This is a genomic window from Anaerobiospirillum sp. NML120449, assembly GCF_023051105.1.
Lineage (GTDB): Bacteria > Pseudomonadota > Gammaproteobacteria > Enterobacterales > Succinivibrionaceae > Anaerobiospirillum.
Genome location: NZ_JALKIL010000015.1, coordinates 72,989 through 92,493, shown reverse-complemented (window position 1 = coordinate 92,493; position 19,505 = coordinate 72,989). Strand labels below are relative to the sequence as shown.

Sequence of the window (19,505 nt, the reverse complement as noted above, 5' to 3'; positions counted from 1 at the left end):
GATGAGAGTTAACCGGAATACGGTAATTGATGCTGTAGTTGTTCTGCTTTTCGTTGGAGCGGGCATAGACCACAGACAGACGGTCAGCCATGCCAGCTGGAGAGATAACCTCCATCAGACCGCCAAAGCGGTAGCGTCCGGCGCTCTTGTTGCCGTAATTGTCAGCAAAGACAGCGAAATTGACCTGATCACCATCTGGAGCAGCCTGGAAATCAACATCACGATAGAGGCCTGCAGCATCAGAGTTATCAATCTGACCGGCAATATTGAAAGTACCGATATCAGAGAGCTTGAGCAGACGCTCATCAAGCTCACCCTCAACAATATCCTTGCCCTCAAGCTCATAGACATCAGTCATGAGGTACTTCATATAGTCATCAGAGACATAGGAGACGTTCTCGAGGTTGAAGTTGTTGTACTTCGGATTGACCACAGCAAGGTCTACCCAGCCATCAACAATGCTCTGAGCAGGCAGGTAGGCCTGAGACAGGGTATAGCCCTTATTGCGGTAGAAATCGGTAAAGCTTTCCAGTGCCTGCTGCAGGGTACCGGCATCAAGTGGTGCTCCGCGCAGATGGTCAACAGAGCTGAGAGCTGCGGCAGTCAGAGCCTTGTCCTCATAGCGTGGAGCAGCTACCAGGCGTACACCCTGCAGGCCGCTGCCAGCGGAGGCCGGTGCAGCGCCAGCAGCGCCGCCTGCGGCTGCAGCACGGAAGTGCTCAGCAGCACTGGCACCAGCGCTACGGGACAGAGCTGCACCGCCATTGAGGGCTGCTACAGGAGCAGACTCAGGGCCGTTTTCAATAAGAGATTGAGCAGATATCAATGCATCAGCTGATCTGGCAGCCTCAGCTGAGGAGTCAACATGTGCAAGACCTGCAGCTGGAATAGCGCAGCTGCAGTCGCTGTCTGAGCTACATTGCATACCTTCGGTGCCGTCATAGCGGGTGATTTTGACATCGGTAATGGTGAAGTGGGACAGGGCCTCCTGCTCCACTGCACAGGTACGGTCGGAGAAGGCAGAATCGCAGCCACCTGTTGCCAGGGTAATACCCTCGGAGCGGCTGGCGCTGTCCTTATAGAAAGTTGCGGCTGCAGTCAGGGCTGAAGCCAGAGTGCTGTCAGAGACGTGACCGTCTACACGCTCAGGCTCCTGAATGGCCTGAGAAGTCATTGGACTGCCAGTGCAGGTGCTTGCGGTCTGGCAGCACTGCTGGGCGTGGGCGGAGTGGCTGGAGGCGGCTAAGGCCATACCGGCGGTTACAGCGAAGAAACATACAGCGTTAGTCATAAAATCGAATTTCATACTTATGCCTGTCAGATTGAAGATTGATGATAGGGGTTAAGGGTCATGCACTTGTTCATGACCGTGGCCCTATAGTCGCACTCCGTTTTTCAGCTCGATTTTACGAAACAAAAAGAGGTCCAAAAATGGCCCACTTGACAGCCGTTTTTCGTGACCTGGATCACTGTGATATGTACGTAAAAATCAGACAGAAATAAGGTCATATCCGATAAACAAAACAAAACAAAATTTTTTTTGGGTGTGATCAGTAAGGGGGTCACTTTTGTGATGAGTGTCGCAAAAACGCTTACGAACAAAATCAGACAAAATCAGTGTCAATTTGAAGTTGCTCACACTTCTAAAACATAAATCGTGATCCACCTCATGTTTCAAATTCATCGTTTTTCAGCAATTGATAAATATTCTCGATAAACCCAAATTCATCAGACTTTTTAACTGTCAAAGAGCATATAAATCGGCATGACCAACAGCCCCAGCAGCGCCAAAGTCCCCAAATTATCAAGAGCAAAGATAGAAACTCAAACAAACGTCAATCTGAGGTAAGCGAAAAACAGCGATTTTTACCCTTCAAGCATCGAACTTTATCTATGCGCAAGCTGGTGACTTGCAGCTTTTGAGCAAAAGACCAGCTGTGAGGCATAAGATGCAGTGAGCTGAGCTGGACATGCTTTAGTCCTGCGACCTGCGACTTCCCTGGTGCGTCATGCATCCTGCTCTATGCCTGCTGCGTCCTGCGACCTCCCTGATGCGTCATACATTCTGCTCCATGCCCCTGCGACCTGCGAGATCCCTGGTGCATCATGCATTCTGCTCCATGCCTCCTGCGTCCTGCAACTTCCCTGATGCGTCATGCATTCTGCTCCATGCGTCCAGCGTCATGCTGAGCTCTCCCTCTGTCTGTTTAAAAGCCGCTGTTTACAGGCCTTTGTATCTCAGTTTGCCTTGAAGATCACTTTTCTGTCCCCTGAAACAACATACCCCCAGACCATTTAGATGATCACGGGGGTATGTAAAGAAAGGTCAATATTTATCAGGCCTGAAATGGCGGCTTCTTGCCAATACGCTGCCATGAGGTACGCAGGATACTCAGATGGGCCTGAGAGTAGATTGCGTATGCTGATAACAGCAGAGATCCGACCACAAACTGAACACTCTCATTTTCTCTTATGCTGGCAAGTGAGCATTCAGAACTGGAAGGATATGGACTGCCCTCGCTGTTTGGCATGATACTCCAGGTCGAGCCCAGTACACGACCGTAGTAATTAAATCGTGCAACGCTGCGTCCCAGCTGCTGCTGATCGGCTGCGTTTGAGGACAGGGCTGCAACCATGGCATTTTTCACATCTTCAAGATACTCAGGCGAGCCACAGACATGCATGAGCCTGCAGCGCCCCACCTCAGCCCAAAGCGGCCTTGCAGACAGGCTGCCTGTACCTCTGTCCTGACCCATTGAACCGCTGATTTCCATATCAGAGCTGTCATGTCTGGTCTCCATCAGACGATTGTATTCAGCCTGACTTAAAAGGTAGCTCTGCGCCTGAAGCATACAGTACTTAAAGCGCAGCAGCTCAGGATCGCAGTCCATGACCATATCCCAGTTCAGATTAGCAGCGCCCGCACCGACCGCAGCTCCGCCATGCGCGGTGGCATGAGCATTGGTATGGGCTTGTCCTCTTGCTGCGGCAGTACCGGCAGCAATGCAGTTGCCTGCGTCAGCTCCAGCAGTCGTGCCATAACCGTTACGGCCATGCGCCTGCTGGAAATCATCCTGAGCTGAATCATTGCCAGTTACGCCAGCACTGCCCATTGCGCTGTCAGTTGAGGCACTGGCTGCTCTGTCAGATGAAGAAGGTAACTGGCCATTATGGTCAGAAGGCACACCGCCGGTTCCAGAGCTGCGCCTGTCAGCACTTACCTGAGCCGGAATGAAGGATCCGGTAATAGCGTCAAATGAGCCCTCAATGCGTGCACTGTCGCCACTGTCATCAGCTATGGCAGCTGCCGGACCTGTGGCTTCGCCCGATCCGGACAGTTCACTACCGGAACTCTCAGAGCCAGCCTGGGCACCGGCATCAACAGCAGCACCACTGGAAGATGAGCCACTTGCAGTGCTGATAACGCTGGATGCCTTGAGCTTGCGTGTTGTCCAGTTGAACTTGTCATAGCTCTCAGACTTCTTTTCCTGTGGCTTTGCCAGCTGATTACCGCTGTTGACACTTACTACAGTGACATCCTCACCATTATCTTCGTCATCGGCTGCCGCCTCCTCGGAATCATGAGCTGCAGAGCCCTTGGCTTCACCGGCATCATCAAGGTCAGCATAGTCGTCATCTGCCTCGTCTACTTCATCAGCTTCGTAATCTGCCTCATCGACCTCGTCAGCATCAACATCAGCATCAAAGTCGCTGTCGTCTTTACAGGCATCATCAAGATCAGCATAGTCGTCATCTGCCTCGTCGACCTCATCAGCATAGGCATCATCATCAAAGTCGCTGTCATCATCAGCCTCGTCATAATCATCGTCGAGGTCATAGAGCTCGTCGTCACCATCAAGATCTGACTCGCCCTCATCTGATGCGCCCTCAAGGTCGTCAAGGTCGTCATCGACATCATCTGTGTCGCCTGTATCAGCGCCGGCTTTTTCAGAATCTATATCGCTGTCGGACTCCTCTTCATCTTCATAAGCGTTAGCTTCACTTTCGGCCTCATCATCAATATCATGGTCGTCCTGGTCTTCGTCTTCCAGATCGCCATCAGGGGCGTCCTGGTCTTCGCCTTCAAGCTCGAGCTCATCAGCAAGTTCATCATCCTGAGCATCATCGTAAGGAATATCAGCGTCATAAGAGTAATCAGCCTCATCCTCGCCGTATGCTTCCAGATAAAGGTCATCCTCATGATCTGACGTCTCATCATGTTCATCCAGATCCTCAGGGAGGTCATCATCAGGGTCAGCCTCGTCATCAGAACTGTAGCCGGAGTCGGACTCATCTTCTGAATCAACCTCTGCGTCAAGCTCTGCATCATTGTCTAAATCTGAATCAGCTTCGCTATGCTCAGTGGCGTCATATACACCATGGGTATGCTCTTCATTATCTGCATCAGCCTGTGCAAGAGACTCAGACTCACTGCCTGAAGAAACAGCCTCAGCCGGGACAGTATCATTAACTGCTGAGATGTCCTCCTTTATAGAGGTCGAACGCCCTTCATCACCAGCTGCCTTATCACTGTCGGATCTGCTGTCAGATGTATGGCCTGTTTCAGAGCCGGCACGCAGACCAGCTGCTGCATCTGCAGGAGTAAGCAAAAGGGAGCTTTGTCCGAGGCCGGTGCCCTGACTGTGGTCATGAGTGTCTGCTGCCTTGATGCCTGAAGCCGGTGTCATCCCGGTGAGTGTTGTCTGTCCTAATAAGACATTATGGGTACTGCTCTCCACAGCAAGCTGTGAGTCAGCTGCATTAAAGAGGCTAAGCGAGGCTGAGTCATTGCCCAGCTTTACAGTACTGCCAGAGAGAGCTGACAGCGACAGCTGTGACTGACTTACAGCCGGAGTTATCGCAAAGTCTGATGTCAGGGACTCATAGTCACTGTTATCGGCAATACCTGCAGCAGTACCATCAGCAGCAGAAATGTCCGACGCGCTCCGGGTTGCTGAGGCAGCATTAACAAGACCAAGGCCGGTCAGGTCTTGAAAACTTTGCTCCTGAGAGCTGTTATTGCCCATCTGGTTCCTGGCTGCGTTGCTGCTTCCTGCTGAATCTGATTGAGCGGAATGTGACTGAGCTGACTCTAAATCAGCTGTCTCAGACTGAGCTGACTCAGATACTGTTTCGTCTTCATCACCCTCTGATTCAACACCTGTTTCATCATATGCTGACACCAGCTGAAGATCAGGGGCAGAGCCCTCGGTAACTGATGCTTTGGCTGCGGCTCTACGGTCAGCAGACGTATCATCACCACCAGCCTCAGCTCCCCTGTCAGCAGCCGTGCTCGCAGCATGAGTAGCAGCTGAGCTGATGGTAGCAGCTGAACTGTTGGCTGCACCTGCAGCTGCAGGAGTAATAACAAAGCCATTGTCAGATGAGCTGTCACTGTTTACGGTTAACCCCTGCAGTTCACTGGCCTCTTTGTTATCAGCACTGTTATCACCAGCTGACTCCACACTCTCAGAAAATTCTGCCTCACTGTCATCCGCTGAACTGGCCGTATCTGTACTTTGTAAAGTGCTGGTTGTCCTGGTAGCGCAATCCTGTGCTTTGAGTACGTGATCGCCCAGATCACTGGCATTATCAGCGCTTTTATCAGACTGGGCCTGCACTGATGCTGCAGGAATAAGCTCAAGACCGGAAGTTGCTGCTGGAATAAGGTCCAGACCGGAAACTGTGGCGTTTCCGGCACGACTTACCATAAGTCCTGTACTGTCATCAGCGCTGTAACCTGCTGCCGGAGTAACCAAAAGACCACCGGCATCGATCAGCAGACCACCAGACTGAGATTCACTGATGTCTTTATGAGCGCTGGTAATATCCACTGCCCTGGCGCCGGTACCGTTACTGGTACTGCCCTCTGCACTGGCGCCGACACTGTCGCTGGTACTGACCTCATCACTTGCCATGGATCCTGTCCTTAATGGAGCGCGGCTCCTTGCTGATGAGCGCCTTTTATCTGCAGGCAGCTCATCGTCAAAGAGATTGCTTTTAGGGACCCAGGTACCGGTTTGTGAGTCAGCTGTTGCCTGTGCATCTGACCGGGCACTTTCAACTGTCTCTTCTTCCTTTAATGAACCACGAAATACCCTCCTGCTGCCAGAGTCCTGGTCTTCGTCCTTTGACAGATAGCGGTCAGCTACCGAGTCAAAGTGAGCGCGGGCCCTTGCAGTATAGGATGTGTCATCAGCATCAGTATCCTTAAGGAAAGCAAGCATACCCTCTACTCCCAGGTAGAGATCGTTACGAGGCTCTTTACGGTTACGCCCGCGTCCACCATGACGTTCTTTTCCTGAGGCCTTTTGCTCAGTTAAGCTGCTGTCACGACTACGTCCTGCTGATTTGTCCTTAGTGGAGCGATCTTTGCCAGACTCAGATTTAGCGCCATTTTTGCCTTTCTTTGCTGACTTGCTGTCCTGAGCTTTATTGTGGGCCGCTTTATGATCCCCGGCACTGCCAGAGTCAGCCTCCCTGTCATGAGCAGTACTGGCATCACTGGCGCCACCGCTCCTGGACTTTGATTTCCCCTTGAGCTGCTGGTCCTCATTATGCACAGCACTTTTCTTTTGATTATGTAAAGCACTTTCAGAGGCTGCATGGTCAGACTCTGCATCAGCTGCACTTGCAGGCGCAGCTACAGCTGCAGCTGCAGCTGCAGTCTTATCATCGCCTGCAGCATCCAGCACTGCATCGGCTGCATCTGCAGCTGCATCTGTTACTGCAGTGGCAGGCTCTGGCGCTGCCGGGGAATGTTCAGGCTCTGAGTTCTGGCCACTGCCAGCAGATGCAGGCGCAGCTGCAGGAGCAATATCGAGCAGGCTGTCGGCATTGCCACCTGCAGCCGGGGCAATATCGAGCAATCCACTGTCAGAACTCGAGCCGTTATCAAGAGACAGGGCTCCGGCCAGTCCTGAGGCAAACTTCATCCCACTGTCACTGTTAATGCTCTCATTGTCAGCGCTCTGCGACTGTACACCGGCACTGTCATTGCCCTTGTCGGATTCAGAGACAACAGTGCTGTCGCTGTCCTGATCCTGCTGCTCTGCCTTGTGCCTGGAGCTGCTGCTTTGAGCTTTTGATTTTGAACCTGACTGGTCCTGTTGGCCCTCTGCCCTGCTCTGGGCAGTATGATGTGAGCCAGATACGTGACCAGCATCTGCACTGTCTTCATGGGCAGATAAGGCAGCCTTTGTGCCCTCTGCACGGTCTGATACCTTGGCGGCGGACTGCCTGTCTCGTGCACGGGCTGGCTCCTCAGCGGCAGTGTTCCTGTCTCCTGCACTGGATGGAATAACTGCAGCGGACTCTGTGGTTCCTGCAATGGCTGCGTGTGAGGACTGTGCAGCTGATGCTCCGGTTGCAGCTGCCACAGCCGGGGTGACATCAAGGCCGCTGGTTAAGGATGGACCAGCTGCCGGAGATATATCAAGGCCACTGGTGTGAGAAGGGGCAATACCGGCAGCCGGCATGGTATCCAGACCGCTGGTAGCTGACGGCATCTGACCGGCCGCATTTTCAATGGATAAGGAGCCTGCTGAATTGCCAAAGAGATCAGCCGGGGTTATGAAGGTGACCAGATTGCGGTCTTTTTTGTACAGGCGCTCCTGAGTGTTGCCCGATACCGGAGACAGAGCTGATCTGCTGTCGGCTGTGGCGCCGTTCAGGCGCATACGGCTGCGGGCCCATGCCGGGCTGTTAACCAGACAGTTGAGTCGGACAATGGCCGGTACAGGCTGATTGGCAAAGTACTGGGCAAGCTGGTCTACCAGCTGCTCAATGCTCAGCTCAGGATTAACACGGGCCAGGCTGTAAAGCGACTGAATAACATTTTCAAGTCCGGCAAGAGCAAAACCATAGAGAATACCGCCGTCTCTTACAGTGCAAAGACAGCGTATCAGACGGGCAATAAGCTCAAGCCGGTCACAGGCATCCTGACCAAAGTCCACAGGGGAGAAGACCGCGCAGTTGCCCTCACAGCCGGACAGACCGGCAGAGCCGGTTGCGTCAGCCCCGGCAGCCTCAGCCCCGGTGGCATTTGCTTTCCTGGCGTGGTCCTGCGGTGCTCCTGCTGACTGCCGGGCCTGTGCCTGCTGCTCCTTTGCCATACGGGACTTTTGCACAGCTGTGAGACCTGAACTGCCAAAAAGGGCAGCCATAAGAGCGATCCGCTCTTTGTGCTGAGGTGAAAAGCCCCCAAAGACAGAACTGCCCAGGTTCAGGTCAGCCGGGGTAAAGCCAATTTCACGCAAATGCCAGGCAAGCGGATACAGGCCGAGCAGGGCCCGGGCCATGCTCAGGAAATAAATGGAAAGCTTAAGACGGCTTTGCTGAGACAGGAAAGAATTAATCTCCAGCAGACGCAGCTTTTCGGCGCTTGAAGGAGCACGGCTTTTGATTTCACTGCTGACCAGGCCTACCTGCAGATTAAGCTCCTTACGGACAAATGCATCGATAAGTCCCTGCAGTGCAGCGCAGCGGGCATCAGCAGCCTCAACGGCCAGGATGACCTGTTGATGCAGGCTGCTTTGCTCAAGGCGTGCCACAGCCTCCCTCATCGGGCGGTCCTGACCAGTGATATCGAGGCGAAAGCCAAGATGCTCAGGTATGGGACCGTCAAGGAAATAAAGTGTATTGCTGTTAAAGCTCTGCCGCGCGGCCTGGCGCAGCGGAAGCATAAGTTCTGCAAGTTGTACGGACATGTTATGAGGCGTCTTATACACAGCGCCGTCAGCTCTTATCTCTTATCTGCAGGCAGGCCCTCTCAGGGCCAGCGGCATACCGGCATGCTGCCATGCAGCTGCATGGCCATCATACGGCCGCAAGCAGTAGCACATGCCAGTCAGACAGTCGGCAAGGCCGCCGTCCTGGCAGGTCCGGGCTGGGCAGCACAGCACGACCACGCCGGCATGAGCCGCCTCGGGCTGCATATTGCTGCTTGCACGGCTTTGCAGTGCCGGGCCTTACTGGCTGCCAGACAGGGCAGTGTCGGCCTTACTGGCTTCAGTGCTTCAGGGACTCAGGCCACGGCGTGCATATGCAACCTGCCTTACAGCCATGCCAGCCATGAACGGCCGTGCTCACTGCAGTACTTACTGCTTGTCTGCCCATACCTGTGATTTAAGGCAGGGGGCCATACTGACCAGAGATATAAGAGCTGACAGGTTCTTAACTGTTATTACTCAAAAACCACTGGCGCACATGCATTCATGTCTGCCTGCATTAACCTCATCTGTGTCTGTCCGTTTTCATCTCTTAATTCCTGCCTCACCCTTAGCCTGCAATCATCTTCATACCCGGTGTTCCGGAAGAGTCCTGCACTCTGCAGCAGCCGATGCAGCCTGCTGCAGTCGGGGACTTAAAGCCCGCTGCTCATGACTGACAGGATTACTGTCCTGGCTGACGGTGCATAACCGGAGCCTGACTGTGCCCTGAGCTTACAAACCCTGAGCGCTCTTTACCGCTGCAATGCAGTGACAGCTTTCTCAGGTCGACTCAGTAAGCTCTGCATGGTTAACTTACCGCAATGGCAGGCGCCGGGTCAGTACCTGATCGGCTCTTTGAGCTGGCCTTGCCGCTGCTATGGACTTACTGAGCTCATGGCGCCATGTATGCACAGGCCTGGCCGCAGGCCCTGTCAGGCCATGCCAGTCTCAGCTGCATGACTCATACTGTCAGTTCGGGCATAGCCGGGAACTGTAGACGTATCAGGCCGCCTGATTCTGATCAGAGGCTTTTTAGCCCTGATGACCCTGATGAAGTCATGAGCTTCTTGCTGATGGCTCTGTCCAGGTATATGGCACTAACCGAAAGGCACCAGCTCTTAGCGAAATGATGCAGAGCTGACCGTAAGGCAGCAGGCGGCTGTGACCGTAATGCTCGAGGCCAGGCCTGGGCACAGTGCCTTAGGCAGGACCAGTTCATAATGGCAGAGGACCGGCCTTAGAACAGTTTTGAATGCCAGGGCTGACCATTGCAGAACATTGCCGGGGCTGGCCTGCTTTCAGGTAACGCCGTGCAGGCAGGTTAATGCCAGTACAGCCTGTCCTGGGGGGCTGTGAGCGCAGAAAAGGTAACAGGAGGCGTACTGCTGCGTCAGAGACGGGCAGTATTAAGAGATGGTGGGCGGAAAACAGGAGAGGAATAAAGCAGATATGATGCGTGCGTCAGGTGCCTGAAATCGGCAGTTGTCATGGCCTGAACATCTCCCTGTCAGATACTGCAGCTGCGCAGTTCTGATGAGGACGGGCAGCGGGCCTGTAATGGGCTTTTTGATGCTGCCGGTTCTCCCGGGGGATTATATTAACCGGCTCGAGCTGTTAGGGCTTTCACCGTGTCGCCGTGGCAGATATATATCCTGGCCGGGACGGTTACTGTAAGGACAACTGGTTTTTGAGGTGGCGATTACCACGGGCCTGGCTTTGAAGTCAGCAGGATATTTCCTGAAACTGACGGTGAGGCAAAACCATGGCCGGAGCCGGGCGCGTAACCCTGACTCGGAAAAGAAACTATCTGTGAAATTATACCAAAATCAGCTGTAGCGCGCGACGGCACGTCAGTTCAGCCCACGCCCCCAGCCCCAGCCCGTGCACCACCAGGGCCGGAACATACTTCCACAAGCGCAGCAGGCATGAAGATGATATGGCCATGACAGTGACCATATGCCTCAGGTGAGGACAATCTGGAGGAGACGGGCAGCACATGGCCAGAAGACCCAGCGCACTTTACCCTGGGACAGGGACGTCTGTCGCCATGGCTTTCGTTTGCCCTCGTCGGAGAGTACGCCGCCGGGACATCGGTCGCAAGCGCCTGGGTCTGCCGCAGCCGTGACGTCTGTCGCCATGGCTTTTGTTTGCCCATGCCGGAGAGTCCGCCGCCGAGACGGCTATCGCCGGGGCATCAGTCTTCCAGCTTCGGGGAGTCAGTCGCCGGGGCATCAATCTTCCGTCAGTCTGCCGCTCATAGTCGGCCGATACAGGGAGAGCCGGGTCGGGCTGAAAGTTCAAAATTCCTGGCCTGAATATAATCAGCCCCGGAATGCGTGAGCACTCCGGGGCTGAATGGGGAGCCGTGCGGCCCGGGTCAGAGCTTCCCTGAAAGCCCGGTCAGGGGGCTGTGCCGGCCTCAGGGATTGCCTGGCAGGCTGCTTTTTGATGCCCTGAGGGGCACAAGGCAGCAGCCTGAACAGTGTGGTCTTACTTATCCTCATCAAGACTTGAGGCAAAGCTGTCTTCAAAAGGATCGTCAAAGTCGTCTACCAGTTCGGCTGCCAGATTGGCCAGACTGCTTGAGCCACGTGCGGTACTGCCCTCTGTATTGCTTGAGGTATGCAGATACTCAAGACCGCTGTCATCAGACATAAAGCTGTCAGCCAGCAGATCTTCGCTTTCCAGTGAGTCTGCTACGGCATCGGCAATGGCGTTCTGAGCGGCACGTGCATGGTCTTTCACGCCGCCTGCGGTCTGAGCACCGGATCCGCCACTCTGGGCAGCCTCGGCAATCATGGCCTGACGTGAATCTTCAGCTGAGCCCTCGTTTTCCACAAAGCGGGTAGGGGTAGCAAAGATCAGGTCACGCTCAGTAATGGACTCACCACTGACAGCATCAATTACGCTGCCCATGGCTTCATTGTCCTTAAATACCGGCTCTTCTTCGTCCTGAACGTTTTCAACACGGGCTACGTCCTTTAGTGAAGGCTCGCGGTCCACGTCGACTACGCTGCTGGCCAGATTGAGCTGTGGCTCCTGCTCCAGCTCGAGATTGTCAATAACTGGCAGGGTGCTAAGTCCCGGCTCCTGGCGCTCATCACCATCTGGCAGGGCAGCACCGGATACGAGGCTGGCAGCATCAACAGAAGGCTCAACCTCCTCAGTTGCGCTCTGATCAGCGCTGTGCTCATCACCAGCCTCTGTCGTGGCCTGAGCCACAATGGCAGCAGTGTCGCTGTCAGCTGGACGGTAGGCTGAGCCCATGGCATCAACCTGAGTACTTTCCCTGTAGGCCAGTGGATGGTTCTCGCTCTCACCCTTGATGGTGGCAGCCAGCTCATCAAGGCTCTGATGTGAGTATTCGGCCTTGATAACCAGATCCTGTTCAAAAGCACCGGTATCTTCAGTGCTGCCAAAGAATGTGCTGGTATCAGGATTTACGGAAACATCACCGGAGATGGCAGTACTGTTTACTTTATCGTCGGTAATTGCCTTAGCTTCAGAGACAGCTGCAACTGCAGCACCGGCTGCAGTGGCGCCTGCGGCGACACCGGCAACAGCAGCGCCTGCAGCAGCTGCTGAGGCATTATCAGAGCTTACAGCGCCAGACACGGCCTGAGCACGATCCTTCTGGGCCTGGGCGGCTTCAGCGGCTGCGCGGGCAGCTGCGGCACGGGCCTGAGCTTTGGCTCTCTGACGGGCACGGCGGGCCTGAGACTTGGTCATGGCCTTAGGCTGCTCGCCCTGAGCACCGTCTGCCTTGCTCTGAGCAGCACTGCCAGCTGCAGGAGCAGCACTCTGAGCAGAGTCACCGGTATCGCCATCGGCAGCTCCGGCTGCAGCGGCTGCGGCCGCAGCTGCAGCACGTTCGGCTCTTTCAGCGGCCTCACGCTCCTGCTCAGCCTTACGGACAGCCTCAAGCTCAGCCTGTTCAGCCTCAAGACGCTCAAGCTCTGCCTTCTCGGCAGCCAGACGTTCTTCTTCAGCCTTACGCTCGGCCTCGAGGCGCTCCTGCTCAGCCTTTTCGGCAGCCTTGCGCTCTTCTTCGGCCTTACGCTCGGCTTCACGGCGCTCAGCCTCCAGGCGTTCCTGCTCGGCCTTTTCGGCAGCCTTGCGCTCTTCTTCAGCCTTACGCTCAGCCTCGAGGCGTTCATGCTCAGCCTTTTCGGCAGCCTTACGCTCTTCTTCAGCCTTGCGCTCGGCCTCGAGGCGCTCCTGCTCAGCCTTTTCGGCTGCTTTGCGCTCTTCTTCAGCCTTACGCTCAGCCTCGAGGCGCTCCTGCTCAGCCTTTTCGGCGGCCTTACGCTCTTCTTCAGCCTTACGCTCGGCCTCCAGACGCTCCTGCTCGGCCTTTTCGGCAGCCCTGCGCTCTTCTTCAGCCTTGCGCTCAGCCTCCAGACGCTCCTGCTCAGCCTTTTCGGCGGCTTTGCGCTCTTCTTCAGCCTTACGCTCAGCTTCGAGACGTTCGGCTTCGAGACGTTCGGCCTCAAGACGCTCCTGCTCAGCCTTTTGGCGGGCTTCCAGCTCACGTTGGGCCTGCAGCTGCTTCTGACTCATTACCGGTACACGGTAGGTGGCATCGGCAAGGGAGCCGTCAGCAGTCTTGAAGTCACCAAAGCTGTAGGAGGCAGGTGCCGGAGTTTCAGCACGGGCCGGAGCTTCCTGCGAAGTGCCGGAAATAGTGGTGGACTGCAGGTTTTCATCTTCCTCATGGGTGTCAGCCTCAAAGGCATCCTTAAGAGCTGCTGAACTTGAGGTTATGGCTGTTGAGTCACTGGAGTTGACGTTCATGCCCGGATGGGTGACATCATTGCCTGTAACAGCCTTAGGCACATCTTCGACCATGGTGGCGCGGGAGCCATCGGCGGTCTTGAAATCGGCAAATGAAGGATCAACAGGGGCCAGCTTAAGCTCAGAGCGGGCAACAGCTGTGCTTGGGCCCTTGTCCTTCTCGCTTTGAGCAGCAGCCTGAGCGGCAGCGGCGGCCTCTTCAGCCTCCGTTTGTGCAGCCTCGGCAGCTTCTGTGCTGGCCTGTTCCTGAGCTGCCAGTCTGGCCTGCTCAGCCTCAAGGCGTGCCTGCTCAGCCTCGCGTCGGGCTTTCTCCTCACGGCGGGCACGCTCCTCCTGCTCGGCACGGGCCCTGAGCTCCTGCTCACGGGCAAGGCGCTCCTGCTCCTGTGCGGCCCTTGCAGCCTGCTGGGCATCGTGTTCTGCCTGGGCTGCGGCCTGAGCCTGCATCTGACGGTCGGCCTCATCGCGGCCGCCCATAATTACTGTGGCCTCAGAGCCCCTGAGCTGATCGGCACTGTAAACAGTACGTGCTGAACGGCGCATGCTGTCATCGTCATTCTTGGGAATGAACTCATCAGGAGTGCCAATGTAGGAGCCACGGGTATTCTGTTTGAAGTGCTCTGCGGCAAAAGCCTTCTGAGCTGAGCGCTCGGTCAGTTTCTGATCACGCCACCACTGAGATGGAGCCTTGCCGGCAGCAAAATCAGCAGGGGTGGTTACTTTTACATGACCCTGCTTTACCTCACTGCTCTTTAAGGCAGCTATCTGAGCGGCACTGTCAGGCTGCTTATGGCCTGATTCACTGCGCTGCCAGCCGGCATATTCGGCTCCGTAGGAATAGCGGCTTACTGATTTGGCATGAGAATAAGCCTGACGCTGAGAGGAATACTGGAAGGCAAATACCTTGGCGCTTTCACTTGGACGGTAATTTTCATCTACAGGCAGCGCACCACGGGAATCAGGCACCATGAGATTATCCATGGCATCGCGACGGCGCTCAGCTGCTGATCCCGTGCCGGCATCGACATGACCACGGATACCGCACACGCCACGGATAGGAAAGTGTCCCTGATCCTGCAGGTAGCCATGAGGGTGAATATCAGTCTGACGTTGCCTTGCAGGGGCAGCAGGTACAGTCTGAAGATCAGCCACAGCACCAGCAGCTGAGCTGTAAACAGCAGTATTGCCGGAAATTGCAGTGCTCTGAGAGAAAGTGCCATGCTGTGAGGCGCCATAAGCGGCCTCGGCACGGGCAGCAGCACGGCTGGAGGCCGGTACTGTCCTGATACGTGCCGGTGTCGGATTTATCTGACGGGCAGAGATAAAGGAAGCATTGGCGCTGTCCCTTGGAGTGTAGAAATCCTTGAAAACGACCTGAGAATTGACAGGAGTACGCTCGTAACGGCCTGAGACGTAGCGATTGTACTGAGCTGAGGTACGCTCAGCACCATTGCTCTTTCTTGCAGCCTGATCAGCTGGAGTTTGAGTGTTATTGTGCTTTGTACCATTCATTGGTCCGTTTCCTTGTGTATAGCTGTTGTGTGAAATACTTTCCTGAGGGCTTTGCTGCTGCCCCCACTGACCGTCACGTGCCTGCCCGGCCGGGGATCGGAAAAAATGTGCCCCGCCGCGCAAATCAGCTCCCAGAGGTGACTGCGACGAGCGGTTGCTGCGATATATGGCCCGGGCATCAAACTCATCTTCTTCCATGGGCTCATCATCGTCGTAATACCAGGGCCGCCGCTCTTCATGAGCGTCCTCTTTCCAGGCTGACTCATCAGTTCGCGACCAGGCATCGAGATCAGCTGCTGCTCTGCGCGCGGCCCGTTCAGCTCTCTGAGCTGCACTGACAGCACCGCCACGTGCCACAGCTCCCGTGGCTGACGGCGCGCTGCCGGCTGCTCCGCCCTGGCGCTCTCCAGCGTTGTCCCCGGACCGGACCGCAGCAGCGGCGCTGTTACCGGCGCCTGAGGCAGTGGAGCTGCCACCTGCAGCACTGGCACTGCGGCCTGACCCGGCTCTGGTCCTGCTGACTGGTGTGATGCCTGGTGATGGTGAAAATCTGCCGGAGCCTGTACCTGCAGGAACAGAGGTCATATCGCCTACCAGCTGATAGCCATTATTATTTTCGGCAGGGATTTTCTTTAACAGTCCACCACGTGGTACGCCCCTGTAGGTACAGGTAGCGACGATTTCATCACTGCCGGCTGTGGACATGGCAATCAGTCGGTCTCCCAGACTGGTTTCCCCACGACTGCCCGGCTCAGTGAGAAATTCTTCTTCATAGTAGTAGACCTCGCCATTGGGCAGGTTCCTGCTGAAGACAACTTTTCTGATCTTTTCGCTATCGCTCATCTGTTTCCCGCAAAAGGGCAAAGCCCCTTACGGCCCCGTAAAATCACGCCGCTCAGGGACAGGGCAACAGCATCACTGCACCCCTGGTGCGTAAGCCGGGCCCTCTGAGAGGCCGAAAAATCCTGATCTTATATTGTATCGTACACAGGGGTCATGATGGAAATTTTCCGCCCCGGCCGCAACAGAGGGGGCCTCTGCCACCACGAACGTACCATTGACGCCCTTATCTGCAGCCACAGCCACAGCTGCAGCTGCAGCTGCAACGCATCATCATGCCCCGCCCCTGCCATGCAAACCCCAACTGCCTCACCCCCGAATATGCACGAACAATAAAAGGGTCATTAAGATGCAGCAGGCGGTGAAGGCGTCTGCCAGCGAACCCAGTCATAGCCACAGGCAAGCAGCCCGGGACAGGCAGGATCAGAACTTACCAGACCGTTAAAAACCGGCAGCTGACCGGGCAGGGCCCGGACATGGCCTGTGCCGGGCATGGCATGGGCAGGGCATGGCATGGGCAGGTCAAAGCCCAGAGAGGGCCTCTTTGTCACAGCAACCAGAATGAAAAGAACACAGCCAAAATGAGGGACATCAGGGCGCGGCAGAGCGCTGCAGCCCGCGCTGTGCGACCCGGCCTGCAAAGGGCATGACGGCATGGTTGTAATAGCAGGCTGACCGAGACGTGCCGGTTATAGCAGGCACTGTGTGACGGATACAAAAGCGGACAGGGCAAAGTCAAAGAGGAGCCCGACCAGGCCATCCTGAAATGGTCAGTGCGCTCTGCGGCCGCATCTTCATAGTGAGATAGTGAGCAGCCATGCTCCTGGAAAGGAGCGCAATGATATTCAGGCTCTGCAGTGCCGCATGGATCTGGTCAACCCCCCTGGCTATTACAAGGCCCGGGGCCAGCTCCGGATCCGGCCCCGGATTCATGGCTATTGCCGGGCCCGAGGTCAGCTACTGATCCGGCCCCATATTCATGGCTATTGCCAGGCCTGGGACATGACAGGGCCGGGGCCAGAGCGGGACACTGCCTTGCTCTGGTGCAGTGCCACCATCATGGTTATACGTAAGAGTGATGACTAATCAGGAGCAGGGCCGCATGGATAATGTCGGCGGGCAGGGGAGCACGCACTGCATGAATACGGGCATTTGCTTGGTATTTAACGGCTTTTATGCAAAGCAGGATCTGCCTGTATATATGCTGATGCCTCTTTAACAGACAGGCTGCATTGTAGAAAATCGAAGCAGCTCACAAAAGTTTGTTTCGTCAGTGAGTATGCTTGCTCAAAATCATGATGTACACGCGTCCTGACGGACGCGTAAAGTCTCAATGTCCAGTGGCTGACACTGTCCCGGCAGCTGCTCTGCACAGGCTCATCATAATGACGGGCCTGTATCTCAGCGTGCCTCCTGATAATGTCACAGTCTTTTTGTGCAAAAAACCCCTGTTCTCTAAGCATGATAGGCTACAATAACGGGCACATTCATTTTCACAACCTGTGAATGTATGTCTGCTTGCGCAGTAAAGACCATCAGTGTCACATGCTACTGTGCTTTGAAGGCCAAACTGTCCCTTCCATCACTGTGAAGCAATACAGGCTGTGCCCACACAGCCTGAACGAAAAGCCTGTCATGATCTGACAGCTCACAGCTGATAACTCAAGCCGACAGCTCAGGACTGACAATTAAGGCAGGTCAGCCTCTTATACAGCTGTTACTGCCCGACCGGGCAGGACTTTGCTGACCGGAATTTTCGGATCAGACTATCCGTGCCGGCCTGTCAATACCTGAATGTCCGTGAAGTGCGATCCGTGCCGGCCTGTCCGTGCAGGGCTGTCCGTGCAGTACGATCGCGCCGGACCGGCCGGACCTGAGTTAATCAGGCTGTACCAGTGTGATTCAGGTCCGCCCGGACTGGACATTGTTTGAGCCTTGATGAATAACAAACTACTCAATTAAGGAATGTATATATGGCCCGTAAGAACGTTTTAACCGCCCTTGCCATGGCTGTTGGTCTTGCTGTGACTGCTCCAGCTGTTAATGGCTGTGTATCAGTAGGTTCCACTACCGCAAACTCATCAACCACCGATCGCACTCAGATCATGCTTGTTTCTGAAGCTGAGGTTAATCAGGCTGCTGTAAAGAATTACAACCAGGTTCTCACAGAGGCCAAGACCCAGAAGGCTCTCAACACCGATGCAAAGTCTACAAAGCGCGTCAAGGCAATCGGTCAGAAGCTTATCGCCAAGGCTCCTCAGTTCCGTCCTGAGTCCAAGAACTGGAATTGGGAAATCAATGTCATTGACTCTGAGGAGGTTAATGCCTGGTGTATGCCTGGTGGCAAGATTGCCGTTTTCACCGGCCTTATTAACACCATCAAGCCAACTGATGACGAGCTTGCCGTAGTAATCGGCCATGAAATTGCCCACGCCCTGCGTGAACACTCCCGTGAGCAGATGTCAGCCGAATATGCCAAGCAGACAGCTCTGAACGTCGCCTCTTTCCTGGGCGTTGATCAGCAGAAGCTTGCCATTGGTGATGCCCTGTCCAATATCGGCTTCTCCCTGCCATTCTCCCGCTCTCACGAGACCGAGGCTGACGAGCTGGGCCTCGAGCTGGTCTATGCTGCCGGCTACAATACTGATGCTGCCTCAACTCTGTGGACCAAGATGAACGCCCTCTCCGGCTCCAGCAACGCTCTGGCTAACCTGCTGAGCACCCACCCATCTGGTGATGACCGTATTGAGAACCTCACTGCCCTTTCCAACCGCTTAAAGGCTGAAAAGGCTGCCAAGGGTGATGTCAAGTCCGGCAAGTAAGATCCGGACTCATTACCATACCAGTGCCGGCCTGACCGGCATCTGAAGCTGCAGCCAGCATGCAGCTCACCACGGGGCGCCTGATGGCGCCCCTGTCATTTCCAGATTCCACATTTGCAGGTAACTGCTTTCCGCCCCGACCTTACTCCACTTTGCCCCCAAACCCCGCTCAGGCAAAAACCCCGAACACGGACCAGGCCACATCCCCGAACACAGCTCATGCCTCATCCCAGAGTCTGGCGCAGGCAGCATCCCCGAACCCAGACCAGGCAACAACCTCTGGCCCGAATCAGGCAAAACCCCCCAACACGGACCAGGCCACAGCCCCGAACCCACATCAGGCATTATCCCTGAGTCTTGCGCAGGCAACAGCCCCTGACCCGAGTCAGGCAAAAGCACCACAACCGGCAGACGCATCATCCCTGAGTCCAGATCTGACAGACGCACTGAAACCTGCCCAGGCTCACTCCAAAGCCACTGCAGCGCGATCTCCAGTGTTTATCCTCCTGCTCCAGCAAGGCGCTTGCCTCTTTATCAGCTCAGTGCCACAGCCCTGAATGCCGACAATGACCTGTCCTTTCGAATCGAAGCTATGACCACATTCCTGCCTGATCTCATTGCTGACCTGCTGCAGGTCATATGCGATAGCCATTCTTATCTGCGCCATGCCTACCCTGAACTTCCTTGCGGCACTTTGTCCGGAAGCTGCCAAAATTGACTGATATAGATTAATAGATGCAATTTAGGACGTAGTGTGACGCAATTTCTTGTCAGACATCCTGAAATCCCGTATGTCCCCCAGAGCAGCGCCATGGCTGTTACCGGC

Annotated in this window: 4 protein-coding genes; 1 reads left to right on the top strand and 3 read right to left on the bottom strand. The window is 55.2% G+C overall.

The annotated features are described in order from the left end of the window. From MXE41_RS06260 to MXE41_RS06250, 3 genes are all read right to left on the bottom strand, one after another. A partial coding sequence (locus MXE41_RS06260; RefSeq protein ID WP_247099872.1) for a POTRA domain-containing protein occupies positions 1 to 1,306 on the bottom strand: 1,306 nt, incomplete at its 3' end. A 1,030-nt stretch (positions 1,307 to 2,336) separates the two neighbouring features. Then, positions 2,337 to 8,708 (bottom strand): hypothetical protein, encoded by a 6,372-nt coding sequence (locus MXE41_RS06255; RefSeq protein ID WP_247099873.1) that lies wholly within the window; start codon positions 8,706 to 8,708, stop codon positions 2,337 to 2,339. 2,493 nt (positions 8,709 to 11,201) lie between these two features. After that, a complete protein-coding gene (locus tag MXE41_RS06250) occupies positions 11,202 to 15,860 on the bottom strand; it encodes a hypothetical protein (RefSeq protein ID WP_247099871.1) in 4,659 nt (1,552 codons plus the stop codon). Between the two features lie 1,970 nt (positions 15,861 to 17,830). On the opposite strand from MXE41_RS06250, the gene MXE41_RS06245 reads away from it, so the two are divergent. Then, positions 17,831 to 18,679 (top strand): M48 family metallopeptidase, encoded by an 849-nt coding sequence (locus MXE41_RS06245; RefSeq protein ID WP_247099870.1) that lies wholly within the window; start codon positions 17,831 to 17,833, stop codon positions 18,677 to 18,679. Positions 18,680 to 19,505: the final 826 nt, after the last annotated feature.